Genomic DNA, 25,216 nt, shown 5'->3' on the forward strand with positions numbered 1-25,216 from the left:
TTAAAAGCTTTGTTACGGGGTCTCAAGCCCTAAGATTTTTAGCTTGGTTTTCGCTTGCGTTCATTATAACACAACAAAACCTGGACAAAATATCCAACAATGTCCAAAAGTGTCCAGCTTTTTAGTTACAGTTACTTCCCCCTTCCTGAATTCATCGACTCCGATTGGGTCAAGGAATTGACAATCCGTCCATACTTCGGTGAATTCTGGATTGACTGGGTGATTGACGACGGCAAAGAACCCATAGAAAGTAATCCGCATCTGGATTACAGCCAAGTTTGGGGATTTGACCACGGCGGTACTAATTGGCTAACCGGAGTATCAACCCAGGGAAAAAGCCTAATCATTGACGGGCGCAAACTCAAATCAATGAATCAGGGGTATTGCAGATTGGTTGCAAAGTACAAGCAGGGGAAGTCTGATTTTTACTGGGATGCCAATCTAGACCGAGTACAGCGCAAGCGTAACAATCAAATGCGGGATGCCATCAATAAAGCCGCTCGGTTCATAGTTAACCGATGCTTGGCTGATGGCATAGGTAATTTGGTCATTGGTTGGAACGAGAAACAGAAGAATGCCCCTAGCATGGGCAAGCGTGGAAATCAGAATTTTGTACCCATTCCTACGGGCAGGCTGATTGAGCGCCTTAAGCAGCTCTGTCCTGAGTACGGAATCATTCTCACGGTGACTGAGGAAGCATACACTTCAAAAGCGTCTTACCTAGATGGTGACACCTTGCCGAAACACGGTGAAAAACCCGAAGGTTGGGAACCATCAGGCAAACGGGTAAAACGTGGGTTGTATAGAACCTCTAGCGGTCAATTGATTAACGCAGATTGCAACGGTGCTGCGAATATCATTAGAAAAGTAGCCACACAGCTAGGACTCAACCTAGCCAAGGTGGGCATGGGCAGCTTGACACTGCCAAAACGATATGACCTGTTCATTAACCTGACTCGATCATACCGCGAGAAATGTTACGCGCTGTGCTTTCAAGCCAGCGCGTAACATCCGCTCTCCAATCCCCTCTCTTTTAAGGAGGGGAGATGTCAAACGCGAATAATCAGTTCTAGATGTCTTGGCTACCAACGATTTAGCCGAGCCGTAGGGATACGAAGCGTCTTCTAGGAAGGAGTCAGGTATCGCTGCATTACATTAAACCGATTTGTTGGAGAATGCCTTGCCCTGTGAGGTATTCGGTTGCGATACCGATGATGAAACCCAGCATCGCCAAGCGACCATTCCAGGTTTCAGCAAATGAGGTGAAGCCAAACTTTGTTTGTTGTTCTTGCATAACTATTCCCTCTACATACCCTTTGGTGTACGTTTTCGCCTTGTCCAATTACCCGTCTTTTGCCATTACATTAAGCCGAGTTGTTGGAGAATGCCTTGACCTGTGAGTAATTCGGTGGCGATACCGATGACGAAACCCAGCATCGCCAAGCGACCATTCCAGGTTTCAGCAAATGAGGTAAAGCCAAACTTTGTTTCTTGTTCTTGCATGAGTGGTGTCTCCTGTATCTGTCTCTGTAATAAAATTTAACGTACTTTTTCTAAAACCGCAACATTTCTTTAGATTCATTAGCCACACAATCTGCTATGGATATGATTGATTTTGCTTATGTAGAGACGTGCCATGGCGCGTCTAGGATCAGGGGAAGACAAGTGAAGGGTTAAGCGTAAGCCCCGACACCCGCCCGGAGTTCAAACTCCGGGCTAAAAGCTTAAGTCCATTAAAATGGACTAACACTAGAGATGCATTCGTCTTTAGACGACTGCAAGCTTTTGGTTTCTTGGGTTTCACCCCAAGGCGGTTGGTGAGACTGGTGCAAGATGTAAGTTCAAACAGGTTCAAAAAACGAGCGATCGCGCACAACTGTGATCATGAAAATCCCTTTCATTCTCCCATTCAACACTGAAAACGTCGGTCGAGGCAGGTTGAGTCACATCGAGGTAGGAAAAAACACGATAAAAGTCAAACCCGCCCCTACATTCGTCAACACGGAAAACTTGGGTTGGGGTGGGTTGAGTCACATCGGCGTAGAAAAAAACACGATAAGAGTCAAACCCGCCCCTACATTCTGGAAAACCCTTGTCTTGGTGATTTCCCTCGTCATGACTCAAGGGTTCACCAACGCCACCCATGGGGCTAACCCCCAACAATTGGAACAGCTAAAGACAACCAATACTTGTCCTCAATGTGACTTAACCGATGCTGATTTAAGCAATGCTAATCTTCAACAGGCAGATTTGAGCGGTGCTAACTTAAAAGGAGCAATCCTAACGGGGGCTAACTTAAAGGGAGCAAATCTCAGCAACGCCGAATTGAACGGTGCTAAATTGGCTGGGGCAAATTTAGCGAGGGCGAATTTGAGGGAGGCGAAACTGGCGTTAAGAGAACGGGATGCGAATAACCCCTTACCCTCTCAGGTCGAACCCGATAATCTCTACAATACTCTATCCTGGCTGGGCTATTTTCCCGCATTTATTGCCAATTGGTATGAAGCCGTGGTCACTGATTTGCGCGATGCTAACCTGCAGGGGGCTGACTTGTATCGGGCTAACCTGAATGGGGCGCTACTGACTCGTGTTAATCTCCAAGAGGCTCAACTCGACTACGCTAGCTTAGTCAGCACGCACTTACAGGAAGCTACACTCACTAAAGCGAACTTAGTCAGTGCAGATCTACGCAATGCTAATTTAACCGACGCCCAACTAGAGGTAGCCGATATTCGCTCAGCGGATTTGAGGGGCGCTAACCTGAATCATGCCAATCTGGATACCGCGAATGCGGATAGCGCTAACTTAAGCGGTGCTAATTTAAGTCAAGCTTATATCAGTAGCGCTGATTTTAATGGCGCGGTTTTGGTGGGGACAACACTGCAAGGGGCGGTTCTGAATGGGAGCAATTTTCAGAAGGCTGATTTGAGTCAGGCGAACTTGCAAGGGGCGCTATTGAAAGGGACGGGACTCAATCGTGCTAATTTGACAGGGGTGAATCTGGAGGGGGCAGACTTGAGCAATGCTAAACTCGCGATCGCAGACCTAACTAATGCCCAACTGACGGGGGCGATTCTCCATTCAGCTTACCTACACAGTGCGACGCTGACAAATGCCAATTTAAGTGGTGTGGATTTGCAGCAGGCGCAACTGCGAGAGGCGAATTTAAGTAATGTTACATTGGTTGGCGCCACGTTAGAAGATGCCAGCCTGATTCGTTCTACGTTAACTGGGGCTAATTTAACCTATACCAATTTAACCCGATGCGATTTACGTGGGGCTAACTTAACTGGGGCAGATTTAAGTTATGCTAACCTGACGCAAGCCGATTTTGCCCAAGCCGCTTTGATGGGCGCAACCTTACAGGGAGCGAACCTCAGCGACGCCAACTTCAAAGGCGCGATCGGATTTAATCGCTATGCTGTACCTGAGCAGTAATCTATAAGTATCCAATATATATATGTAGTGGTGTGGCACACCTCATTTGATGAATTCATCCCACGCCCGTCAACCTTAGGGGCGCAAAGCTTTGCGCCCGATCCAATGGTAATATCTCATCATTTTAGCGATACCACGCCAGTAGTATTTAGGGCGTAAGTCCTACTTAGTTGACTTACTCTCTGAGAATATCAAGATACCGGATATGTTATTTTGTTAAGAAAGTATTTGCATCAGCTAGAGGGACTTTTAGAATATTAATGCGGATAGGAGTGGACTATATGCCAGCAATATACTTGCCCCATCCATAATAACTTGAAAAAAATGTTATGCTCCTGAGCCAATCACATTTACATTTGGTATACTCTCCCTCAAATCGTGTCTAGCGGGCTACCAAACCTATGTTATTTAATAGCTTTGCTTTCTTAGTCTTCTTTTTAATCACCTTCTCAGTCTACTACTTGCCCGCCTGCAAGACTATACAAATTCCTATCTTACTTGTAGCGAGTTTGATATTTTACAGTTGGGATAATCCGATGCTGGTTATCTTGCTAATTATATCAATGCTGCTGAATGGGTTCACAAGTTTCCGAGTTGCCCATGCGCCTGACAAACAAGGTGAATTCTTTTGGGCGTTTACAGGCGTTACGACTAACTTGGCGATATTGGGCTTGTTTAAGTATGGGTCTTTAGTAACGCATCTATTCGTTGATAACTTAACTACGGTTAATCCAGAAGAAGGGGTTGTTGCTTTACTGTTACATTTGCCGCTACCGATTGGGATTTCATTTTATACATTTCAAGGAATTAGTTTAGTTGTTGATGTTTTTCGCAATCGGGACAAAGACAACTCGTATGTAGGAGATAGTTTAGTTCGTCATCTTATCAATACTTCATTCTTTATTGCCTTATTTCCCCAAATTATTGCAGGTCCTATTGTAAAAGCAAATACCTTTTTCCCTCAGATAAAAACGAAGTATTTTAAATACATTAAGTGGGATATTGTTTTCCGTTCCTTGACCGTTGGTTATTTTCTAAAAATGGTCGTAGCGGATAACTTAAAAGATTATACGTATTGGATTACTTGCCCATACTGCCAAGGACAAGCCACTTCGACTAATCTAGTCTTGCTCTTCGGCTACTCGATGCAAATATTTGCCGACTTTGCCGGATACTCTATCATTGCCATCGGTTTAGGAGCGTCGTTGGGATACCGTTTTCCCGAGAATTTTAACTTCCCTTATATTTCGCGATCGATTGCTGAATTCTGGCGACGTTGGCATATTTCCTTATCAAGTTGGTTACGAGATTATTTATATTTCCCGTTAGGCGGGAATCGCAAGGGTAACATTAGGACATATATTAACTTGATGATTGTTATGACTTTGGGAGGACTTTGGCATGGTGCGGCTTGGAGTTATGCGGTTTGGGGGATGTTTCATGGGTTTGGCTTAGCCCTAGAACGATTTTTGGGTGTAGCTAACAAGAAAGCAGAAGAACAAGTGAAGCAATTACCACTCTGGCAGCAGTTTATCTTAGATTCCATTCGAGTGATAGCTGTATTTTGGTTTGTCTCTCTAGGCTGGCTTTTATTTAAACTACCTCAGTTTGGAGAAGCGCTACAGTTTATGGGGGCACTGTTCAATAATATAGGTAAACCTCCAGATTTAAGGTTTGTGGCTCCGATTTTAATTTTCTCGTTACCCGTTGTTATTTATCATATACCCCATTTTCCCACATTTGAACATCTAACCAACCGTTATCTTGATCCCTCAAAAAATAAAGTCGCAAAACGGCTTCAAAACATAGCCCTAGCGACAATGTTATTTTTTATACTATTAAATAGTGGCAGCTCTAATGAATTCATCTACTTCCAATTCTAGTTGGCGCTTTATGATGCGTCCGCTATTAATCTTGATTTTCTTACTGAGCTTATATCATACCTTAACGATTGGTAAAGTGTTACCTTCTAGTGAGGGCATCAGTATCGAGGAAACAAACTATGTCAAAGTTGAAAAATACGTCTATCACGATAGCAAAATTGATGTGTTATTAGTGGGAAGTTCGCGCACCGCTAAACTTGATCCCCAGTATATTAGTGATGACGCGGCGAATCTAGGAATGCGGGGATTGTCTTCAGCAACGGGTTTAGAGTTAGTGAAAAAGACTAAATTAAAGCCATCCCGTGTTTTAGTAGAAATTAATGAGACAATTGGTCGGCAAGATGAAGACCTAATCAAGTCGTTATTTAGTCCCTTCAATTACTATATTCGTCAGTATCTTCCTATGTTTAGGACTGAGTATAGACCTGTGAGTGTTTTTATCCAAGCTGTCCGAAATATTTTGGAAGAGAAAGATATTATTAGTCTAGAGGAAATAGACCAACAGCGCATTAATCTAGAATTTAGAGAAACCATCGTCAAAGAAGCGATTCAGGACAATAATCGACCATTATCAGAAGAAGACAAAGCAACTCTAAGGCGAGATGCAGAGTCTATTAAATCTCAAATTGAAGCTATTGAAACAATTGGTGTGCGGGTTGTTTTGTACAATGTACCTGGAGATCCACGGATTGATAATACAATGAAGCAACGTCAAGAGCAAGAATTTCTACGAACCTTATTTCCGCCCAATAAATTTGAGTGGTTACCTGAGCCACCCGCGAGAGAGTGGAACACTTCAGATGGTACTCATTTAATCAGTAATGATGCTAAGGTGTTTACTGAATTTATTAGAGATAAAATATAATTGTTAAAATTCACGGTATTGATTTCTCGTCCGTCCCCAAATTTGTGGGTGCGGTGTGCTTGTTTGCTGAGTGCTTGTGTACTGTTGGTTATCGTTAGCATCATTGGCTTTAACCAACACTTTGACACAAAATACCTGTATGTGGCTGGGTTGTCTTGGTGGGAAGGGTCAAATGCTTATGATCCGAATGTAGCCAGCCGTCTAGGGGCAAACCAGAGTTTAGGGAGTTTTTTCTATCCTCCCCAGATTGCGCCCCTATGTCTTTTTCTCGGCGCATTTCCTTGGACACAGGCAAAAGTAGTAATGACCCTTATCAATGGGATTAGCGCTGGGGTATTAGCTTATTTCTCTGTGTTATTGGTTAAACAGCCTCAGATGAAACGGCTAAGGGTTAAAGGTTCTGGTGCAGTGTGGTTTATTCCAGCAATTGTTCTGGCTAATCCCTTTACCCTAAATATCATTGTTTTGGGACAAACAACCTTAATTGTTGCCGCAGCGCTGGTTGGGGGTTGGTATTATGCTTATCGTGATAAGTGGGTTTTAAGTGGTATTCTGATTGCCATTTCTACGATTAAACCGCAGTTGAGCTTGCTAGTTATCCTGTGGTTCCTTTTAGAGAGACGTTGGCGAATTTTGGCAGTAGCCGCTGTTACTACCTTGATTTTTTGCCTAGTTCCAATGGCGATTAGTGGTCCAATTGAGGTGTTTTTTGATTGGTTCGCTACTTTGGGTAAACATAAAACGATATTTGCTAATGTTTTAGGCACTGGGGGGGTTTTCAGTCTCCAAGATTTATTTTATGCGGCTGGCATTAAAGTGCCACCGTTATTGCCGTTGGGAATTATCCTTACGGGTCTATTATGGTGGTATCGTTCTCGACTGATCATCGATGATGTGATTGGACTACTGATGGCAATTGCTTTACTATTTGGTTTAGCGCATCATTATGATTTAGTGGCATTAGCACCGATGGTAGCGGCATTCTGGCGGCATGTACATAATCGCCCACAAGTGACCTGGATTTCTCTAGGATTGCTATTCACTATGCTTTTCCCGCGAAATCTAGTCATGGTTTTTATTCACAACAACCTATTGCTGCAATATCGTATCTTTTTGTTACTAATTATGACAATTTGGTTATTAGTGATGAGCTTAGCAGAGAATCACCCGAATCCAGTCTAGAACTAATATCGACTTGTCTGTCTACGTGAGGACGCAGAAGTATAAGACGCCTTTGCCTCTACTTTAGCGCCATTGGCAACAATACCTAAAATAGAAGCGTCAGCAATCTTTAGTCCATCGACAGCTTTCATCACTAGAGAACGATTAGTCTTTTCAATTCCCACAACCAGTAAACTCCCATCTGCTTTAGCCGCTAAGAGGTTTCCATCTCCCAGACCTAAAAGGGGTGGAGTATCATAAATTACCAAGTCAAACTGGACTGAAAATTGTTCCATCAGATGATGCATTTTATCAGAGGAAAGAAGCTTGATGGGATCAGATAAGGTTTGACCCGCTGTCAAGACAAAAAACTTGTCATCAACACAGGATGTTTGAATTGCATCATCGATAGGTACATTCAACGCTATCACATCGCTGAGTCCCTGAGTATTCGGTAAATCTAACTGATTGTGAAGTTGGGGAACACGTAAATCTGTGTCTACGAGTAACACACGCTGACCAATTTTCGCCGCCGTTTCAGCTAGATAAATAGCCACCGTTGTTTTTCCATCTCCAGGTATCGCGGAGCTAATCGCTAGTGAGTGGATACGCTTTTTAGCATGTAGCAAGCGAATCGTCGTGTAGAGAGAGCGAAACGCTTCCATTAGGGGAGATGTACTGTACTTATCTCCACGAGTGTCACGGTTAGCCATCAGACCAGGCTCCCCTGCTGCAACTAAACTAGGGATTTTGGCAGCAGAAGCACGTTGCTTGGCACGTTGCTTGAGCTTTTTCGAGCGTTTCCGCAGATCTTTCGTCAAAGGAATGACTCCAAGAATAGGTAATTTCGTTTGCCCTTGAATTTCCTCTGGGGTATGAAAAACAGTGTGTAAAATCTCGACCAAAAAACCGACGCCGATGCCTAGCAGCCCACTTAACACGACAGCAATAGCAAAGGGACGCCTCAGAGATAGAGCTTCAACGGGAAGGGGATTACCATTTGCCGTGCGCCAAAGTTCAGGTGGACTAATCATTTCCCATGGGATTTCTTGTTGAGCCGCATCGAGTCTCAAGGATTCTCGTTTGGAGAGAAATTCTTTCAGATTATCTGTGGCAATATCTAATTTCCGCTGTAAATCAGCAATCTGACGGGTAACCGTTGGTAACTGTTCAAGTTTTTGATTGACTTGATTTTCGGTTTTGATAATGGTACTATAGCGCTCTTCTAGACCTTGGATTTCACCGGCTAGGTTTTCCAGAATGTCTTGGGATTGTTGATTGAGTAATACCCTCAAATTTTGCTGCTTTTCACGCAAAATTTCCATGGGCGGACTATCCTCCCGAAACTGGGCTGACTCTGAGGCAAGTTGAGCTTCTATAGTCTGTAACTGCGATAGTAACGTGCCATACGCTTGAGATTCTCGCGACAAAATTGCCGTAGGATTTTCTTCCACGAACTGTTTTTGTAGTGTCTCGTAGAGGGCTTTAGTTTCAGCAAGTTGTACTTCAGTCACTAATCGGTCTTTACTGATTCCTAAAGCATGTTGACTCAGGCGTAACTCTGCTTCTTCTGGATCAACGAGATTGTACTGCTGCCGAATGTTTTGTAGCTGTCCTTGGATCGAATCAACTTGTTGTTGTAAACTAGGAAGTTGAGTGTCGATGAATGTTATCCCTTGAGTCAGACTTTTCTGGCGTTCCTCCAGGCTGTATTCTAAGTATGTATTGGCAACGGTTCCTAAAACAAATAGTATTTGTTCAGTGTCTTTATGATGATACTTGACCTCAATAATTTTAGTTCCTTCTTCCTTCCCATCTTTTTCATAACTAAGACGCTCGATCGATAAACTATCCTTCAGAGAGTTGTAATTAATTTCTGGATATTGCTGTTGAAGCTTTTTAATTATAGGTTCCATTATTTTTGGACTTAGTAAAACCCTAATTTGGGTTTCGTAATCCAGTAAATTTGAGCGATTAACTTCGATTCTTTCAATATCTACACTTTGACTTTGAGACCTTAAAAATTGGTTTCTTAACCGATCTTCAGCCGTCACAGGTTCAACCAGAAGTTTAAATGAGCCTTGATACTCTAGTATTGTTTGACGCTTGTTCCAAATCAACCAGAGGGCAGAAATGATAATTAATGTTAACGCCACCCCACCCATAACGAAGGCTCGGCGACGGACAACGGCGAAAACCCAACCTAAGTCTACCTGTTGTCCACTATTATCATCAGGTTCAGCCGGGGGAACTTGAGACAAAGAGAGACGCGGCTTGCCATTAGGCTGAGAGGAGAACGGCTGTAAATTTTGGTCGGTATCCATCTAATGCACCTCTAGAGTTTTGGGGTGACTTGCGTCTAACGTAAGCTATCTGCCTTGCTGAATTCGGTTCAAGACAGACCTATCTCTATTGTAAGAATTCCTCCCACCCCAAGTCGGCACTATAGTCTGAATCGCTCTAACGCCGTTGTGGCTAAGTCCTCTTGGCGGACAAAACGAGAAGATATTCCTGGTGCGGCAAAATATTTTTCCATTAAGTCCTGTGGGTCTTTTTTGCCGCCTCCCTCCTGCTCAATCAACTGAGCCACATAAGTACATAGACCTAGCCTGACACCATTAAGTTGTTTAAGTGCTTGTTCACGTATTTTCTCAGGGTTGGGCGGTGATTTCTGCCAATGTTGTACTGCTTGGGCAACCGCATCAGTTTGCGCGGGAGTGATGATGGAATTCTCATTGTTGAAGAATTGATCCCGTCCGCCTTTACTGGCTGTACTAACCACAGGAATGCCACACAGGAGATATTCCATGGAGGCGTACATAGCGCCTTCTTGCGCCGAGAGACAGAGTCCCGCATAAGCCTGATTAATCTTTTTGGCTAATTCAGGGCGCGGAATAAATTCTTTATTATAATCAGCGTGGGCTAACTCTGGACAGAAGTTGGGCAAGTCACCCCCGTAAGAAACAACCATCAACCGCTTGATCCCTTTAGCTAACTCATGTCGCTTAAAGGGTTGAAGTTGTGCCGTGTAGATGGCATCATAGTGTTTGGGCTGATCTAGAGGTTTGTATATATACTCATTGACATAGAGGCTGGAACTTAGCTGTGTCCCTTTGATCAACCAACGTTTGCGCCAGGCGTCTTCGTCTGAAGCATTGACAATCAAGTGATATGTCCTGCCTGATATCTCATGCCAAAGTTGATTCCGCTTAAATTTCACCATTGGTTTCCATCGCGCTGACCATCCACCGGGACTTTCTAGTACATGCTTAGGTTGAAACCCTTGAGATAAAGGGGGGAAGTCTCCAATAAATGAAACAATTAGGGGTTCAACGCTCAGGATGTAAAAACCATGGAACAACACAGTAACGCACCTCTTGCTGTATGTATCATCTTCGGTCTGGATGGTAATTCCGTAACGTTTTGTCTGCCATCCATCTGCCAGCGGAGCTGACCAGGCAATCTGAAAGATGGGTTGAGAAAGCACAACTCTACCATAAATGATGCAAAACTGGGCGTCCTATTGGTTCTATTTACTCAATGCCTCACCGCCACTACTTTAAGAGATTTCCCTCTAGTAAAAAACCCTGCCCGTTAGAAAAAGATGCCCAAGAAGTCAAACAGTCTAAACAAGTCAAAGACTCGACCCACAGGGGCTAAAGGAGTATCAATAGTATCAGCGATGCGGGCAATGTTCGAGCGACCTACCACGATAATATCGTTATTTTGGAGTATAGGATTGCTTTGCTCATTGATACCTTGGGCAAAGTCAATTGGGATTTTTCGGTTGGATACAGTACCATCGGGATTGAGGCGAATCAACTCAACAGAACTTCTACGTGCTCGTTTCTGGTCGAATCCGCCTGCGGCTAAAATCCCTTGATTTAAGGGAGTATTCGGCGGTACTTCCACGAGTCCAGGTTCTGTCACTTCACCCACCACACTCACTTGAATCTTATCTGGCGAAAAAGTTGCTGTGGCTAATTCTGTAGATTCTTGCGGACTAATGTCAGTAGCTCTAGGGACAATAATCGTATCTCCATCTTGCACGACCGTATCTTGTTGGAAATCTCCAGCTTGTAAGAATTGCCACAAATTTACAGGAATAATTTGTTCGGCACCGGTTTTCGTAATGCGACGGAGCTGAATTTGACGGATATCTGCCAGCGGCTTAATTCCCCCAGCTAGCCGAATCGCGTGGGTTAGTGTTGGTAAACCCTCCGTCGTTTGGAACGTTGCTGTGTTCCCGCCAATGACGACATAGGTTCCAGGGCGGTGTACTTCGCCGACAACAGCAACGGTGCGGGGTTCTTCCAGTTCAGGGGCAAACCCACTGGTGGCGATTTGTCGGACTTCTGCCAGGTTAACAGTGGTGAGTGTCGGGACAAAAACAGTATCGCCATCACGCAATGCCACATTCTGACGTTGGTTACCGGTTTGAATCAGTTCCCAGAGATTAACAGTTATCACTTGCTCAGAACTGAAGACTTGGCTTCGGCGCAGTTGCACTCGACGCAAATCCGCCATCAGCGTCACCCCTCCAGCTTGTTCAATGGCTTGGGAGAGGGTTGGGTATTGTACCCCAGGCGAATTGCCTAAACCGCCGGTGAAGGATAGATTGTAAGACCCGGGACGATTAACTTCTCCAGCAATCGAAATATTTAGGGGACGGGGGTTGAGCAGAATAACGGTGACGAGGGGACGTTTGAGGAAACGAGCATACTCACGGGATAGAGTCTGGGCGGCTTGGTCTGGAGTTTGTCCTTGGAGGGATACGCTGCCAATTAGGGGTAAGGTGAGGGAACCACCTGGTAAAATCTGGTATTCCCCACTATACTGAGGCACTTCTAGAATATCAATGAGGATGCGATCGCCTCCGCCCAATGTATACGCTGTCTCTGCTTGTGCCAAGCTAGCGGCTGGTTGTATACTTCTCCTTTGATCAAAAGTGGGCAGTTGAGCTTGACTTTTAGATAATGGACAAGTAAGGGTTAGTGATACCCACAAGCTTAGACCCGTAACGAGTGATGGCTTTAGGTGTTTAGAGATACAGCACATACGCGACCTACATCATGAAACAAATTATTTTATCTCCTTTAATTTTAACCTTGCTTGGCTTAGCTGCTATCGTCTACGTCGCGATCGGTTTTCAGCTTATTAATAAGAATAGCAAATTAAGTCTTATATTTGAGAGATTTTTTATTCATGTATGGCTATTAGGTATTAACAATGTTGCGGTGGGTCCATTGCCATTTAACAAACTTAATCCTACGGCTCTTCATTTACACAACACAACCCTGCCTGCCATTGTCATGCAGTTTGGAGTTTATGGTATCTGCTTGATTTTTCTTATCTCTAGATTAAATCAAAACCGATATACGATTATATCAATTTATTATTTCTTGCTAAAATACATACCATCTTTTTGTTTGTATTTATTCATAATATCGATTTCTTTTGCTTGGTCAGGAACACCAGCTTACACATTAAAGTCTGCTCTTGTTTTGGTGACCACAACAGTTTGTTTTATATATGTCGGTCAAAGATATAGCATGAAAAGCTTATTTAACATAGTTTTGTTACATCAAACTCTATTGCTTATACTTAGCTTTGTATACCAATCAGAAGCGGGTGGAGGATGGTCGGGAGTTTTGTCCCACAAAAATCCTTTTTCCTTTGCCATGGCTTTAAGTACGATACTACTATATATCCAGTCAGTTCGCCTACCGCAATACAAAATTATATTTGGATTCCTATCTGCTTTGGGTGCTTTTTGTGTGTTTATCAAAGCAAACAGTGGCATGGGGAAAGTTGTTTTAATAGTCTTGTTTACTCTATTAGGATTTCTCCGTTTCATTAAACGGTTACCTCCGCGAGTGGCGTTTGCTTGCATGGGATTGTTTTTGGCTATTGGAATATCTTTAGTTATTCTGATAACCCATAATGCTGAGTATCTTATTGTAGAGAAGCTGGGCAAAGATATGACCCTAACAGGACGCACACTTTTTTGGCCCATTATAGTCAATATTATCAATAGGCAGCCTTTATTGGGTTACGGATATGATGGATTTTGGCAACCTTGGCGAGGAGAGGATGATCCTGCATCACCTATAGTTCTTCCTAATGGTTTTGTCCCGCAACATTCCCACAATGGTTATCTAGATATCGGTTTAGAGTCTGGTTGGTTAGGATTATCTTTATTTATTATAACCTTAATGATCAATGTTTACTATGGAGTTTTACATTTAACTCAGAGCAAAGATCCTGCTGCGGTGATGCCTCTGGTAATTTTTACCTGGATTGTCCTAATTAATGTCACAGAAAATGGTATTAATGACTTATCGGTAAGTTGGGTATTTCTTGTGCTAATGACAACTCGCTTAACAATGGAAATGGCAGAAAATAATTCAAGAAAATACTCTGAGGCTCAGGACTACTTGAATTTGGAATCAAAGATGCAGTAAAATTGTTGTTAACTGATGATTGACTCAGCTCCCCTTTCCAATATTTAGATTTCTAAAAGCTGACTATGTATAATCGGGTGCAATTATCCTAAATGTTAAGAAAATTAGCCGCGATAACTCAACGATTCAGTCCTGGGTTACGCCAGATTCTAGGTAACACGTCTTGGCTATTGGCTGATCGGATATTCCAGATGGGGTTGGCTTTAGTCGTCAGCATTTGGGTAGCCCGTTATCTCAAGCCACAAGACTATGGGTTGCTGACGTATGCCATTACCTGGGTTTCCATGTTCGGTGCGATCGCGGATTTAGGTTTAGGTACAATCGTTGTTCGGGAAATTGCTCGTGAACCCTCGGCTCAAAATAAGAACTTAACCCTAGGAACAGCTTTTGTTCTACGACTAATTGGTGGCGTGGTAACTGTAGTGATTACAGTTTTTACCATTTCTCTAGTCAAACCCAATGAAATTGTTACCCGCTGGTTGGTTGGTATCGTCGCAACGGGTACGATTTTCCAGGCGTTTGGCACAATTGATTACTGGTTTCAGTCACAACTTCAGTCTAAGTATACCGTTGTTTCACGCAATTTTGTCGCTATCTGTACTTCAGCACTGAGACTAGGCTTAATTTATATACAAGCTACTGTTATTGCCTTTGCTTGGGCTAAATTAGCTGAAACAGCTTTGATGGGACTAGCACGAGTCGTTTCCTATCGCATTAACGGCAATTATTTGAGTTCATTGCGCTTTAGCTGGATACGGGCAAAAAGCCTCCTCCAAGAGAGCTGGCCCCTGATTTTGTCAGGTATAGCTATTTATGTGTATTCCAAAATTGATCAAGTTATGCTAGGCTCTATGTTAGAAGACACAGCAGAATTGGGCTTCTATTCAGTTGCTGTAAAGTTATCAGAGACTTTCGATTTTATCCCTATTATTATTGCTCAATCTGTTTTACCTAAACTGGCAAAATTAAAATCGGAAAGGAATGAAATATATTATAAATACTTCCAGATATATTTTGATATAATGATGCTTATGTGGTTAGTCATCGCTCTTCCAGTTTCTCTACTTTCTCCTTACATTATATACACACTCTATGGACAGCCCTACGCCGCCGCTGCCCCTATATTATCGCTTTACGTTTGGGCACAATTTGGAACTAATTTCGGAATGGCAAGAAGCAACTATCTTAATGTAGAAAGGAAGTTACAGTATTCTTTATATCTCAGTCTATCGGGTGCGTTTATTAACGTAGTATTAAACCTTTTTATGATTCCTAATTTGGGAGCCATAGGAGCTACAATAGCTACTATCATCACCTACTTTATCGTTATTATTGTGCTGAATTTTGTCTTAACCGATTTGAGGTTAGTTGGTGTAATGATACTGCGATCTCTGAACCTATATCAAGCCTATAGAAGAATATTAGGATTAGTCCAATGATTAAAATTAAACCAGAAATTGAACATAATTCCAATTGTCCCTATTGCAAAAGCAACTTACAACCTATCAAGCTAAACTGGCATGGTATGTATACTTACATTGAATTTCAATGTCCCCATTGCAATGCCAAACTTTTAGAGAGCCTTGAAATTAGCCATGTTATTGACCATCCTTACCAGATTGACGTAAGCAAAGGACAAATTTGGGGTGACAAGACAGCCAAGGATCATGCACAACACTTGCTTAAAGCTCTGGAAAATCCTATCCCAGAGAAACTTAATATTGACCAAGAAATTTTTAAGTCATATAAACGAGTTATTCTATTAAATTGTGTAGACTATCTGTATGGACATTGCCTGCTTAAGTTGCTCAATGCCCAGAGACATTTAGACTCTCATCCTAGTTACGGTTTGGTGGTGATTATTCCACCATTTTTAAGATGGATGGTTCCTGATGGAGTTGCTGAAATTTGGACTGTCCCGATTCCTCTCAAACAAGGTCTAGGTTCCTATCCCAGCTTTTCAGAGTTTGTCAGCAAAGAATTAAAACGTTTTGATGAAGTGTATGTCAGTAAAGCTCATTCCCATCCAAGTCAGTTTGACGTGACTCGGTTCACTCAAGTACCTAAGCATCGCTTTGATCAGGATAAAGAAATTCAAATAACCTATATTTGGCGTGAGGATCGGCTGTGGTTTGATAATGAAAGTGGCTGGACTTCTTTTATTTTTCGAGTTCTGAAAAAATTAAAAATACATAAGCCGATAGTCATGTTGCAGAATTGGCGAGTGCGTCAGCTATTGAGTCAACTAAGAACGAGTATTCCTTTTTCAAAATTTGCCGTTGCTGGTTTAGGCACACAGACAAAGTTTCCTAGCTGGATTGAAGACTTCCGAGTGGATAAGTTTGACGAAAAAAGTGAGAGAGGACTGTGCAAACTCTATTCAGAAAGTCGCTTAGTTATAGGGAGACACGGTTCCAACATGCTTTTACCCTCAGGTCATGCTGGCATGACACTTGATTTAATGCCAGATGGTCGCTGGAATAACTTTGCTCAAGATATTCTCTATCAAGAAACCGATCCAAGAATAGCGTCATTGCGCTATCGCTACATACCCCTTCATACGAATCTTAATCGCATCGCCTTTATCGCTTCAAAGATGATTTTGAGGTATTCACATTTACACGCACAGATGATAGCTGATAAACCCCAAAAAAATTAATTTAAAATAAACGAATTTTATTCAAAATGTATCAATTTTTTAGAGTAATATTAAGACCCTATTGGAACAAATTTAATAAACCAATTGCCCAAAATTTTGTTAAAGTAATACTTAACTTGCCAAAAATTTCAAAGGCTCTTGGTTTACCACAAGGTTTTTATGAATTTACTGAGGATTGGATTAAGGAATCGGGATTAAATAAAACAAAGCTTCAAGAAAATTACAAAAAAATTCATTTTCCCCATCAAATAGTTAGAACCGAACCAGGGCGACTGGATAAAAATGCTAATTGGAAATTTAAGCAAGAATATCAGCGCGAATCACCAGAAACATTTGTCGTCAAAATTCCCAATGGACGAGTTTGGGGTCAAGGGGGAACAATTATTACTCCCGATGATAAGGTTTTAGCGGATCTCTCTAGAATTTATGCACAAAGTATTAATAAACATCCTATCTTTTGTCAGTGGAAGTTTCCCAAGGTTCAATGTATTGATGGCACAGTTGCTGTCTTATCAGCGATAGCAGGTGAAGGATACTTTCATTGGATGTGTGATCTTTTACCACGCATCGAATTATTGCGTCTGAGTAATATTGATGTTAATGTAATCGATAAGTTTTTAGTGAATGCTTACCAATCACCCTTTCACAAAGAAACCTTAAGCACTTTAGGCATTCCTCAATCCAAAATTATAGAAAGCATTAAATTTCCTCATATAAAGGCAACACAGTTAGTTGTTCCTTCCTTACCAGGAATCAGTGGTAATATCCCAAAGTGGGCATGTGATTTTTTAAGAAATACTTTTTTATCGGGCAACCTGACGAAAAATTATGATCTCCCCCAACGGATCTACATCAGTCGAACTCGTACAAATAACCGCAAAATTATTAATGAAGCTGAATTGGTAAAATTTTTAATTCCATACGAATTTAAAACTATTTTTTTAGAGTCAATGTCAGTTGCTGAGCAAGCATTGCTTTTTTCAAGGGCTAAGTTTATAATTGCTCCTCATGGAGCTGGACTAACCAATCTAGTGTTCTGCAACTCAGGGACTAAGGTTATAGAAATTTTCTCGCCGTCTTATGTAAATGTTTGTTATTATTCATTGAGTAATCAAGTTAATCTTGATTACTATTATTTATTAGGTGAAGGGAAAAGACCACCGGAATATGTTGATCCAGGCTTAGGTCGTGCTAATATTTTGGTCAATCTTGATTCCCTGTCAAACTTATTCAAATTAGTTGGTCTTGAATAGCAGAAAGGATGAAATCTATCTTTAACTGGTTGAGGGTAAGGGAAACTATGACTGAAAATGAAATAAAAAATAATTGGAGAGTACGCTAATAAATCTTTAAATTTCAAAATTAGTGATGTAGTTTTTTTAAATTGCTACGAATACCAAATAGTGAGCGTCCAGTTGTGAGCAAAACTTTCCCAAGAGACAGCCAAAATTGCTCTTCCCCTAAATACTCTCTAATCAAATTATGATTTAATCTAAGAGCTTGGTATTGATACTTAATATGCATTAGTGAATTATCTTGTGATAGTCCAAAGTTTGTTTTTCGGTAATTAATACCATCAATGCCAGAATGTATCCATGGATTAGGACAAGTAGCTAAGCGAATTTTAAGCTCCCAATCTTCATATTTTTTGAGACTATGCTGAATTCCCCCAATTTCTAAGTAGAGCTTTTTAGGAAAAAGCATGTCCCTCGGAATTTTGACCAAATTATTAATCATCCAGCTTAATCGTTGCTGTTGATTAAAATCCGCAAACATTGCAAGATCTAAACAATAATTTTGTTCTATTTTTTGTTGGGTGACACAAATATCAGAATAAGCTATTGAGTTCTCACGCTTGTTAAATGCTATAAATTCTTGCTCAATTTTTTTGGGAGAGTACCAATCATCTCCATCAAGTGTTGTAATTAAATTAGTTTGAGCTGCCCTAATCGCTAAGTCTCTGTTAATACTTACTCCCAGATTTTTTTCTCGAAAAATTGGCTTAATTTGGGAATGCTCATGAGCGAGAGATATAATTAAGTCTCTTGAACCATCGGTAGAGCCATCATCAGCAACAATAATTTCCTTGACTGGCACAGTTTGATTAATTACACTGAGTATAGCCTCTTTCAAAAATGACCCATTGTTGTAGCTAACAATAATACAGCTAATAGTAGACATATGTCAAAAGTTAAGTTGATTATTGACAAAGAGATGTATGCAGTTGGAGGTAGGAGATTCAAAAACCTTGAAAAGCAGAGAGAAATCTTATGAAATATTGAGTTATTTTTTCTTGGGCTATTTTTCCAAAATTTTATTTGATGTTTTAGTCAAACCACCTTGCAAAATTCTATGGAATTTTTCAGCCATCTTAGGTAGTGCATAGTAGTTTTCTACATAGTGACGTCCTTTTTGTCCCATTTCTCGTCGTTTTTGTTCAGAATCGACAAGACAGGAAATTGCTTCGCGCAACTGGACAATATTTCGTTCCTCAACAAGGAACGCTAAATCTTTCTCTCGGATAGCATAGGGGATACCACCGCAGTTAGTTAGTACACAAGGTAAAGCACAAGACATTGCCTCAAGGTTAGCAATACCAAAATACTCTTCCCAACGCCCAATACTCACCGCATGATTGACAAATATATCCGCCCTGGCTAAAATATCGGGGATTTCTTCATGAGGAACCGAATTGAAAAATGCTACTTTTTCACTTAAGTTACGTTCGGCGACTTCGGCTTCTAAAAAGGATCGCATTGGACCTGAACCCAAAAATTGCAGCAGTAAATTACTACGTGCTTTCAATAAAGGAGTCATGGCTTCTAAAATATAAAGAAATCCTTTTTCTGGTATCATTCTCGATATGACTAACACGCGCAGTATGCCATCTTGCTCAGAAAGTTTCGGTTTTGGTGTAAGCTTTTGAGTATCTATAGGATGCCCTAGAATACTAAATTTAGGAGCAATGACTTCATCAAATAAACCTATATCTTGAAAACGTTCAATACATTTAGGAACTGTAACAATTATTTTCTGGGTTTGATAAAATGCTTTTCTCATCCAAAGACGTCGTTTCAGAGACCAAGTAAAATCTTGAGGAACATCTCTAACAGTAAGTGAAACATTAAGAAAGACTGGCTTTTTAAATCGATGGGCATTTTTAATAGCTAATAGACCTTGTGGGTAGATTGTAGGATCTACAGTCAAGATGGCATTTGCTTGAGTAAAAATTGAGTTAAGACATTTATTAGCCGAATTGATCTTAGGGATTCCTAGTCGGGACAAACTTCCTTTCCATGTTTTTGTGGGAAGATCAATAATTTGAAATACTGGATCTTGATAGCTTTCTTCCTGTGATTTGACTATAGTAAAGCTATAGTCATAGTATTCTTGTAGATATTTATATATTAGTGTTTGTACTTTAAATTCTGTACGCTGACTAATAACGCCAGGACGGAATACTACCAGATTAACCATATTTGAAGGAAGTTTTGTTTGTCAAATAAGCGACTAATTTGCACTAATTATATCAAACTTAGTATAACCGAGCATTGTTTTATTGTAAATTTTTAATAAGATATATTTTTTTCTGTGACTCTTATTGCATTTAAAATTGCAATCTGCTAACTTGAACAATTATTATATCAACTTCGGTGACTTGCCCAGATAACAACTAAACGATCAAGGTAGTAACATGAGTATTCCCATTGTCATATTTCATGTTGGCTATAGAGATTATCTAGAGTTAGCATTAAAAGCAGCTAAAAAGTATAACAATGATGTCGTACTAATAGGTGATGAAGCTAATGAAAAAATTTGGTGTGATCATTTCAACGTCAAAGATTTTAATATTTTTTACGAGAAAAGCTTCCCCAATATATACAATCATTTATCTGACAATTCTGTCGAATTTGAAATGTTATGTTTCCAGCGTTTTTTTGTGATACAAGAGTGGATGAAAAAGAATGAAATACATAAAATATTTATGCTTGATAGCGATGTTTTATTGTTTAGTGAATTGTCGAAATCTATTTACTCTAGGTTTTTACAACAACAAGATTGTATAGCAGCTTTAAGTATTCCCAAAGTTCAGGAACCCTATAAATGGGCAGTTTTTTGTCATACTTCATACTGGACTTATGATGGAATAAAATCATTTACTGATTTTTGTATTTCTACATACAAATCTAATTTAGAATTGCTACAAAAAAAATATGAATGGCATTTAAGCAATCAAATAGTTGGTGGTATATGTGACATGACATTACTCTACCTTTGGTCTAAAGAACAGAAAAAAATTTTTAACCTAGCTAAAGTTTATGAGAATACAACTATTGATACATTGATAACGTCTTCAGCAAACTGGGATGTTGATGAATATGACCTAAATTTTTTGGGTATTAAGCATATTAAATTTCAAAACGGTATACCATACAGTTTTAATAATAAATTGGGTAAAGATGTAGCTTTTTTATCCATACATTGCCAAGGTTCAGCTAAAAAGTATATGAGATTTTTTGCTAATGATCATCTGAGAAATTTTTATCAGTTAGCTCCATTTTGGCACTTAGTGCGTCCTCAGCGAGTGAGAAATAAAGTAAAAAAAATGTTAAATAAAATATAATTCACAACTACAGCTACATTATATTTAGATGGAGTGCGATTACACTGCTGTGCTGATAATTTGTAATACTGTAAACAGTTAATAATTAGCTGATTAGCTTGTTACGTACCGTGCTTAAATGATTATTGAGGGATAAAAAAATGAAAAATTATGAAGAACTTAATATAGCGCAAGAAGTTAGCGAAACTGATCCATTTACTCGAGAACGATATAAGCAATTTTACTGTCACTTTCCTGACTATGTTCAAACAGTTATTGATATTGGATGTAATACAGGAAGAGGCGGAGAAATTCTAAAAGAATTGAATCCGAATCTTAAAGTTGTTGGCTTAGATTGTGTAGCTAGCCGTTTAGCTAAGATATCCCCTAATATTTATGTTAGTACAATCTGTTCATATTCAAGTAATATAGAATCACCGGATTACTCTTTTGATGTTGTCGTTGCTGGAGAATTTATTGAGCATATTTATCCAGATGAGGTACTCAGAACATTACAGGAATTCTATCGCATCCTTAAACCGAATGGGAGGTTGCTGTTAACAACACCTAATCCTAACTACCTGCGTCTAAAATTGACCGGGGGAAGCGTTTTGGGCGGTGCTCATGTCTCACAACATTATTCGACTGACTTAAAACAGCAATTAGAATCAGTGGGTTTCGTAAATGTTGAAATCACAGGCAGTGGTAAAGTTACTCGCATTTTAGGTGAAAAATTCCCAATTCTTTCCTTTTATGGCAGCTATTTGGCAATTGCCACGAAAGAGGAAAATAGATGATATGAACTCAGACTTGAATACTTACGTTCAACAAATTCTGGACTTAATCAATATTCAAAATAATAACTGCACACGTTAAAATTTAGACCAACCAATGACTTGTCGCACTGCTGTCTTGATCACCTGCCATAATCGTAAACCCAAGACCTTGGCTTGTCTAGAGGCTTTATTTGACCAGGCAATCCCTAGCCATTTTACCCTAGATGTCTATCTAGTCGATGATGGCAGCACAGATGGTACAGCTAAGGCGGTACAACAGACTTATCCCCAAGTAAAAATCCTGCTAGGAGATGGAAGTCTCTACTGGAACCGGGGAATGCACAAAGCTTTTGCTGAAGCACTCCTGCATGACTATGACTACTACCTCTGGCTTAACGACGATACCGTACTTTACCCAGAAGCGCTATCCTGCCTCTGGCAAACCTCTCACCAGCTAGCCAAACAAGGGCATGATAAAGCCATTATCGTTGGTTCCACTCACCATCCAGATACAGGCAAACTTACTTATGGGGGAGTTGTGCGGAGTACGTGGTGGCACCCCTTCAAATATCGCCTTGTCGAACCCGGTACAGAACCCAAACCGGCGGAAACCCTGAATGGTAACTGTGTATTGATCCCCCGCGCTGTTGTGCAAATCCTGGGAAACATCGATCCTACCTTCAGTCATAGCATTGGCGACACTGACTATGGCTTGCGATCGCAACGTCAAGGGTGTAGTGTTTGGGTAGCACCCGGGTATGCTGGGAAATGCCAGACGAATCCACCCCAAGGACACCCCTGGCATGATCCAGGATTCACATTAAAGCAGCGATGGCAAGCCGTCACGGATAAAAAGGGTTTACCCCCCAGAGAGTCAAAAGTATTTTGCCAACGTCATGCGGGTTGGTTATGGTTGTTCTATTGGTTACTCCCCTATGTACGGTTGGGGTTAGTTTCACTTTTGCCTAAAGCTCAGAAAAAGAAAGGATGAATACAGCTATATACGAGGCTAATCCTTTATTATAATATCTTTCTATCGCATCTACTCACTTGAGTAACTTCAACCATGAATCAAGTATCACATAAGAACATACCTCCTGTTTTTATCGTCAGTTCAGGAAGAGCTGGAACGACTTTATTAAGGGGACTTCTGAATGGCAGCAATCAAATTCATATTCCGCCAGAAAGTGATTTTATTACTAGGGCATACCCTTTTTATCACGACAAACAGCATTTTAGCGACGAGGATTACCGAAAAATTATAAAACTTTTCATTAATACCTCTGAAGACAATGGGTGGGAGATGACAGAAGACTATTTACTGACGTGTTTGAAAGAACAGTCTCCCCAAACCTTTACTGATATCAATTCTACCATCTATAACGCTTATCTTAAACACGTTGGACTAGACAGTCAGCAATGGGGCATTAAACGTCCTGTGTTAATCGCTGGGATTGATAGAATTATTCGTACTTTTCCAGAGGCAAAGATAGTCCACGTTGTCAGAGACGGGAGAGATGTTGCCTTATCCTATAAAGAAATTCATCAGAAAAGTGCTGTAAAATTTGGTCCCCAAGGTGTCGTGACCAATTCCCTTTACTGGATTGACGGACTCCGACGTATTCAAGACATTAATGTTAATGAACTCAATTTTTATGAGCTTCGCTATGAAGACTTATTAAGTGATCCCGCCGCCGAATTAAAAAAACTTTGTGCATTCTTGAAAATAGACTATGAAAAATTTGTAACCGACGAAAGTGACGCAACTACCAGTAAAAACACAAGTTTAAAGACCAAGAGTAAATTATTTATTCGTAAAATTAGTGAAATTAAGCCAACTAACACGAATAAGTATTTAAGAAAAATGCCTCGGTTTGAGCGATTTATCTATGAATTAATCGCAGCACCTTATTTAATAAAATATCACTACCCGATTGAGTTTAAAATTGTCACTTCTCCCCTTTGGTTTCCCTTAAGAAATCTTGCATACGTGGGAGCCCGACTGTTTAACAACTGGCGTTATCACAGACGTGATATCGAAACCTATAATAAATAAGCAACGTCATACATCCTCCTCCTAGAGGTCAGTAAAATGAGCGTGAAAAATCCCATCTCTATTGCTTGGCTGCTGCCTTCAATGGAACGACAAAATTACTGGCAGCCACTGTTCAAGGAATTTACCAAAACCTTTCCACAAACCCAAGTTTATACCGGGTTTTGGGAAGGTTTTGTTCCTGGGCTTGAAGACGCCTTTGCCGTTGAAGTTGTCGGTAAGACTAAATTTGTGCCAACAACCCAAGGAACGGGTTACAGTCCAGGATTTATATCCCTATCCCCAAAGATTATCGTTGAACTGTTTAAGTTTCAACCTCAGGTCATCTTTGTCAGTGGTTTCTCATTATGGACGTTACTCAGCTTGGTCTTTAAACCTTTAGGCAGGTGGAAAGTCATCATTGTTTACGATGGTAGTTCTCCCACCATAGACTATATCAATTCCAGACTGCGTTTAATCTTGCGAAGCACGATGGTTCGCTTTGCGGATGCCTATATCACAAATACGAATGGAGGCAAAAATTATCTGACCAAAATTCTGGGCGCTGAAGAACATCGTGTGTTTGCTAGACCCTACCAAGTACCCGATGTCAAAACTTTGCTGGGACAACAGGGCGAAGAAGCAGATAGTGAACCTGAGTATCAGCGTCCAATTTTTTTGTTTGTCGGTAAACTCATTCCCCGGAAAGGGTTACGCTTCCTGTTAGAGGCTTGCACAATTCTTAAGCAGCAGGGATACCAAAACTATACCGTACTCATTGTCGGTGATGGAGAACAACGAGAAGAACTGGAAATATATAGTCAAAATCAGGGATTAACGGATTGTTTGCGATGGGTGGGTTGGGGCAACTACGATAAATTAGGGGCTTATTTCCGTCAAGCCGATGTTTTTGTGTTTCCTACCTTGGAAGATATTTGGGGTGTAGTTCTTCTGGAAGCCATGGCGTTTGGTCAACCGATTCTCTGTTCTAAATGGGCGGGTTCTTCGGAACTGGTTGTTGAAGGGGAAAATGGTTATATTTTTGATCCCTATCATTCTGAAGAATTGGCTAAACATATAAAATGTTTTATCGAGAATCCAGATTTAATTATTTCAATGGGTCAAAAATCGCAGCAGCTTATCGCCCAGCATAATCCCGAAGCTGCGGCTAATTTTCTGATAGAGGTCACCTCTTTTACCTTGAACCAGTAGGGGCGACACGCCGCCCATCCGTGTCAACTTAAGCCATAACCCTTACCCATTCTAATTTTCAGCTATGGGCTTTCTGCTCCCCCGGTTATGGGAGAAGGGCGGGTTTAGTCAAGTTATCAGTTG

Annotated in this window: 20 protein-coding genes and 1 pseudogene; 14 read left to right on the forward strand and 7 right to left on the reverse strand. The window is 40.8% G+C overall.

What is annotated here, in order from left to right:
- Positions 1-135: 135 nt before the first annotated feature.
- Positions 136-1,008, forward strand: a pseudogene (locus RLO19_RS23150) (RNA-guided endonuclease InsQ/TnpB family protein); the annotation flags it as partial.
- A 142-nt stretch (positions 1,009-1,150) separates the two neighbouring features.
- Here the strand turns inward: RLO19_RS23150 and RLO19_RS23155 are convergent.
- Both RLO19_RS23155 and RLO19_RS23160 read right to left on the reverse strand, forming a co-directional pair.
- Positions 1,151-1,294: a chlorophyll a/b-binding protein gene (locus RLO19_RS23155; RefSeq protein WP_446359763.1), complete on the reverse strand. Its 144-nt coding sequence runs from the start codon at positions 1,292-1,294 to the stop codon at positions 1,151-1,153.
- Positions 1,295-1,359: 65 nt separating this feature from the next.
- Positions 1,360-1,503 carry a chlorophyll a/b-binding protein gene (locus RLO19_RS23160; protein WP_006101425.1) on the reverse strand — a complete coding sequence of 48 codons (144 nt, stop codon included), beginning with the start codon at positions 1,501-1,503 and terminating at the stop codon, positions 1,360-1,362.
- A gap of 381 nt (positions 1,504-1,884) precedes the next feature.
- Here RLO19_RS23160 and RLO19_RS23165 point away from each other — a divergent pair, with 381 nt between their 5' ends.
- From RLO19_RS23165 to RLO19_RS23180, 4 genes are all read left to right on the forward strand, one after another.
- The gene (locus tag RLO19_RS23165; RefSeq protein WP_446359764.1) at positions 1,885-3,438 is read left to right on the forward strand and encodes a pentapeptide repeat-containing protein; all 1,554 of its coding nucleotides are present in this window, start codon (positions 1,885-1,887) and stop codon (positions 3,436-3,438) included.
- 536 nt (positions 3,439-3,974) lie between these two features.
- Positions 3,975-5,321, forward strand: coding sequence for an MBOAT family O-acyltransferase (locus RLO19_RS23170; RefSeq protein WP_446359765.1), 1,347 nt, complete (start codon positions 3,975-3,977; stop codon positions 5,319-5,321).
- A gap of 10 nt (positions 5,322-5,331) precedes the next feature.
- Entirely contained in the window at positions 5,332-6,186 is an 855-nt protein-coding gene (locus RLO19_RS23175) for a hypothetical protein (protein ID WP_446359766.1), read from the forward strand.
- Positions 6,187-7,368 (forward strand): glycosyltransferase family 87 protein, encoded by a 1,182-nt coding sequence (locus tag RLO19_RS23180; protein ID WP_446359767.1) that lies wholly within the window; start codon positions 6,187-6,189, stop codon positions 7,366-7,368. It begins immediately after the preceding gene.
- 2 nt (positions 7,369-7,370) lie between these two features.
- Here the strand turns inward: RLO19_RS23180 and RLO19_RS23185 are convergent, their stop codons facing one another.
- The 3 genes from RLO19_RS23185 to RLO19_RS23195 all read right to left on the reverse strand — a co-directional run bounded on the left by RLO19_RS23185 (position 7,371) and on the right by RLO19_RS23195 (position 12,258).
- Complete coding sequence (locus RLO19_RS23185) at positions 7,371-9,671, reverse strand: GumC family protein (RefSeq protein WP_446359768.1); 2,301 nt, start codon at positions 9,669-9,671, stop codon at positions 7,371-7,373.
- A 119-nt stretch (positions 9,672-9,790) separates the two neighbouring features.
- Positions 9,791-10,834 carry a glycosyltransferase gene (locus RLO19_RS23190; protein ID WP_446359769.1) on the reverse strand — a complete coding sequence of 348 codons (1,044 nt, stop codon included), beginning with the start codon at positions 10,832-10,834 and terminating at the stop codon, positions 9,791-9,793.
- Positions 10,835-10,941: 107 nt separating this feature from the next.
- Complete coding sequence (locus RLO19_RS23195; protein WP_446359770.1) at positions 10,942-12,258, reverse strand: SLBB domain-containing protein; 1,317 nt, start codon at positions 12,256-12,258, stop codon at positions 10,942-10,944.
- A gap of 161 nt (positions 12,259-12,419) precedes the next feature.
- Between RLO19_RS23195 and RLO19_RS23200 the strand changes: the two genes are divergently transcribed.
- The 4 genes from RLO19_RS23200 to RLO19_RS23215 all read left to right on the forward strand — a co-directional run bounded on the left by RLO19_RS23200 (position 12,420) and on the right by RLO19_RS23215 (position 17,723).
- Positions 12,420-13,811 carry an O-antigen ligase family protein gene (locus tag RLO19_RS23200; protein ID WP_446359771.1) on the forward strand — a complete coding sequence of 464 codons (1,392 nt, stop codon included), beginning with the start codon at positions 12,420-12,422 and terminating at the stop codon, positions 13,809-13,811.
- A 92-nt stretch (positions 13,812-13,903) separates the two neighbouring features.
- Positions 13,904-15,250: a flippase gene (locus RLO19_RS23205; protein ID WP_446359772.1), complete on the forward strand. Its 1,347-nt coding sequence runs from the start codon at positions 13,904-13,906 to the stop codon at positions 15,248-15,250.
- On the forward strand, positions 15,247-16,470 hold the full coding sequence (locus tag RLO19_RS23210) for a hypothetical protein (RefSeq protein WP_446359773.1): 1,224 nt from the start codon (positions 15,247-15,249) through the stop codon (positions 16,468-16,470). The genes RLO19_RS23205 and RLO19_RS23210 overlap by 4 nt, the downstream gene beginning before the upstream one ends.
- Before the next feature lie 26 nt (positions 16,471-16,496).
- Positions 16,497-17,723 (forward strand): glycosyltransferase family 61 protein, encoded by a 1,227-nt coding sequence (locus tag RLO19_RS23215; RefSeq protein WP_446359774.1) that lies wholly within the window; start codon positions 16,497-16,499, stop codon positions 17,721-17,723.
- Positions 17,724-17,832: 109 nt separating this feature from the next.
- Here RLO19_RS23215 and RLO19_RS23220 read toward each other — a convergent pair whose 3' ends face one another.
- Together RLO19_RS23220 and RLO19_RS23225 are read right to left on the reverse strand one after the other, a co-directional pair.
- Positions 17,833-18,651, reverse strand: a complete 819-nt coding sequence (locus tag RLO19_RS23220; RefSeq protein WP_446359775.1) for a glycosyltransferase family 2 protein — start codon at positions 18,649-18,651, stop codon at positions 17,833-17,835.
- Positions 18,652-18,768: 117 nt separating this feature from the next.
- On the reverse strand, positions 18,769-19,947 hold the full coding sequence (locus RLO19_RS23225; protein ID WP_446359776.1) for a glycosyltransferase family 4 protein: 1,179 nt from the start codon (positions 19,945-19,947) through the stop codon (positions 18,769-18,771).
- A gap of 217 nt (positions 19,948-20,164) precedes the next feature.
- On the opposite strand from RLO19_RS23225, the gene RLO19_RS23230 reads away from it, so the two are divergent.
- The 5 genes from RLO19_RS23230 (at position 20,165) to RLO19_RS23250 (ending at position 25,093) form a co-directional block, all read left to right on the forward strand.
- Positions 20,165-21,094 (forward strand): hypothetical protein, encoded by a 930-nt coding sequence (locus tag RLO19_RS23230; RefSeq protein WP_446359777.1) that lies wholly within the window; start codon positions 20,165-20,167, stop codon positions 21,092-21,094.
- Between the two features lie 140 nt (positions 21,095-21,234).
- Entirely contained in the window at positions 21,235-21,870 is a 636-nt protein-coding gene (locus RLO19_RS23235) for a class I SAM-dependent methyltransferase (protein WP_446359778.1), read from the forward strand.
- Between the two features lie 94 nt (positions 21,871-21,964).
- Entirely contained in the window at positions 21,965-22,840 is an 876-nt protein-coding gene (locus RLO19_RS23240) for a glycosyltransferase family 2 protein (RefSeq protein ID WP_446359779.1), read from the forward strand.
- Positions 22,841-22,915: 75 nt separating this feature from the next.
- Positions 22,916-23,905, forward strand: coding sequence for a sulfotransferase family protein (locus tag RLO19_RS23245; RefSeq protein WP_446359780.1), 990 nt, complete (start codon positions 22,916-22,918; stop codon positions 23,903-23,905).
- Positions 23,906-23,941: 36 nt separating this feature from the next.
- Positions 23,942-25,093 carry a glycosyltransferase family 4 protein gene (locus RLO19_RS23250; protein ID WP_446359781.1) on the forward strand — a complete coding sequence of 384 codons (1,152 nt, stop codon included), beginning with the start codon at positions 23,942-23,944 and terminating at the stop codon, positions 25,091-25,093.
- Positions 25,094-25,216: the final 123 nt, after the last annotated feature.

The sequence above is a fragment of the Coleofasciculus sp. G2-EDA-02 genome (assembly GCF_040226375.1).
Taxonomy (GTDB): Bacteria; Cyanobacteriota; Cyanobacteriia; order Cyanobacteriales; family Coleofasciculaceae; genus Coleofasciculus.

Coding starts and splice junctions, on each gene's coding strand:
- RLO19_RS23175 (WP_446359766.1), top strand. CDS start 5,332: ATGATGCGTCCGCTATTAATCTTGATTTTCTTACTGAGCTTATATCAT.
- RLO19_RS23215 (WP_446359774.1), top strand. CDS start 16,497: ATGTATCAATTTTTTAGAGTAATATTAAGACCCTATTGGAACAAATTT.
- RLO19_RS23210 (WP_446359773.1), top strand. CDS start 15,247: ATGATTAAAATTAAACCAGAAATTGAACATAATTCCAATTGTCCCTAT.
- RLO19_RS23155 (WP_446359763.1), bottom strand. CDS start 1,294: ATGCAAGAACAACAAACAAAGTTTGGCTTCACCTCATTTGCTGAAACC.
- RLO19_RS23220 (WP_446359775.1), bottom strand. CDS start 18,651: ATGTCTACTATTAGCTGTATTATTGTTAGCTACAACAATGGGTCATTT.
- RLO19_RS23160 (WP_006101425.1), bottom strand. CDS start 1,503: ATGCAAGAACAAGAAACAAAGTTTGGCTTTACCTCATTTGCTGAAACC.
- RLO19_RS23165 (WP_446359764.1), top strand. CDS start 1,885: ATGAAAATCCCTTTCATTCTCCCATTCAACACTGAAAACGTCGGTCGA.
- RLO19_RS23230 (WP_446359777.1), top strand. CDS start 20,165: ATGAGTATTCCCATTGTCATATTTCATGTTGGCTATAGAGATTATCTA.
- RLO19_RS23250 (WP_446359781.1), top strand. CDS start 23,942: ATGAGCGTGAAAAATCCCATCTCTATTGCTTGGCTGCTGCCTTCAATG.
- RLO19_RS23225 (WP_446359776.1), bottom strand. CDS start 19,947: ATGGTTAATCTGGTAGTATTCCGTCCTGGCGTTATTAGTCAGCGTACA.
- RLO19_RS23235 (WP_446359778.1), top strand. CDS start 21,235: ATGAAAAATTATGAAGAACTTAATATAGCGCAAGAAGTTAGCGAAACT.
- RLO19_RS23205 (WP_446359772.1), top strand. CDS start 13,904: ATGTTAAGAAAATTAGCCGCGATAACTCAACGATTCAGTCCTGGGTTA.
- RLO19_RS23245 (WP_446359780.1), top strand. CDS start 22,916: ATGAATCAAGTATCACATAAGAACATACCTCCTGTTTTTATCGTCAGT.
- RLO19_RS23185 (WP_446359768.1), bottom strand. CDS start 9,671: ATGGATACCGACCAAAATTTACAGCCGTTCTCCTCTCAGCCTAATGGC.
- RLO19_RS23200 (WP_446359771.1), top strand. CDS start 12,420: ATGAAACAAATTATTTTATCTCCTTTAATTTTAACCTTGCTTGGCTTA.
- RLO19_RS23240 (WP_446359779.1), top strand. CDS start 21,965: ATGACTTGTCGCACTGCTGTCTTGATCACCTGCCATAATCGTAAACCC.
- RLO19_RS23170 (WP_446359765.1), top strand. CDS start 3,975: ATGCTGGTTATCTTGCTAATTATATCAATGCTGCTGAATGGGTTCACA.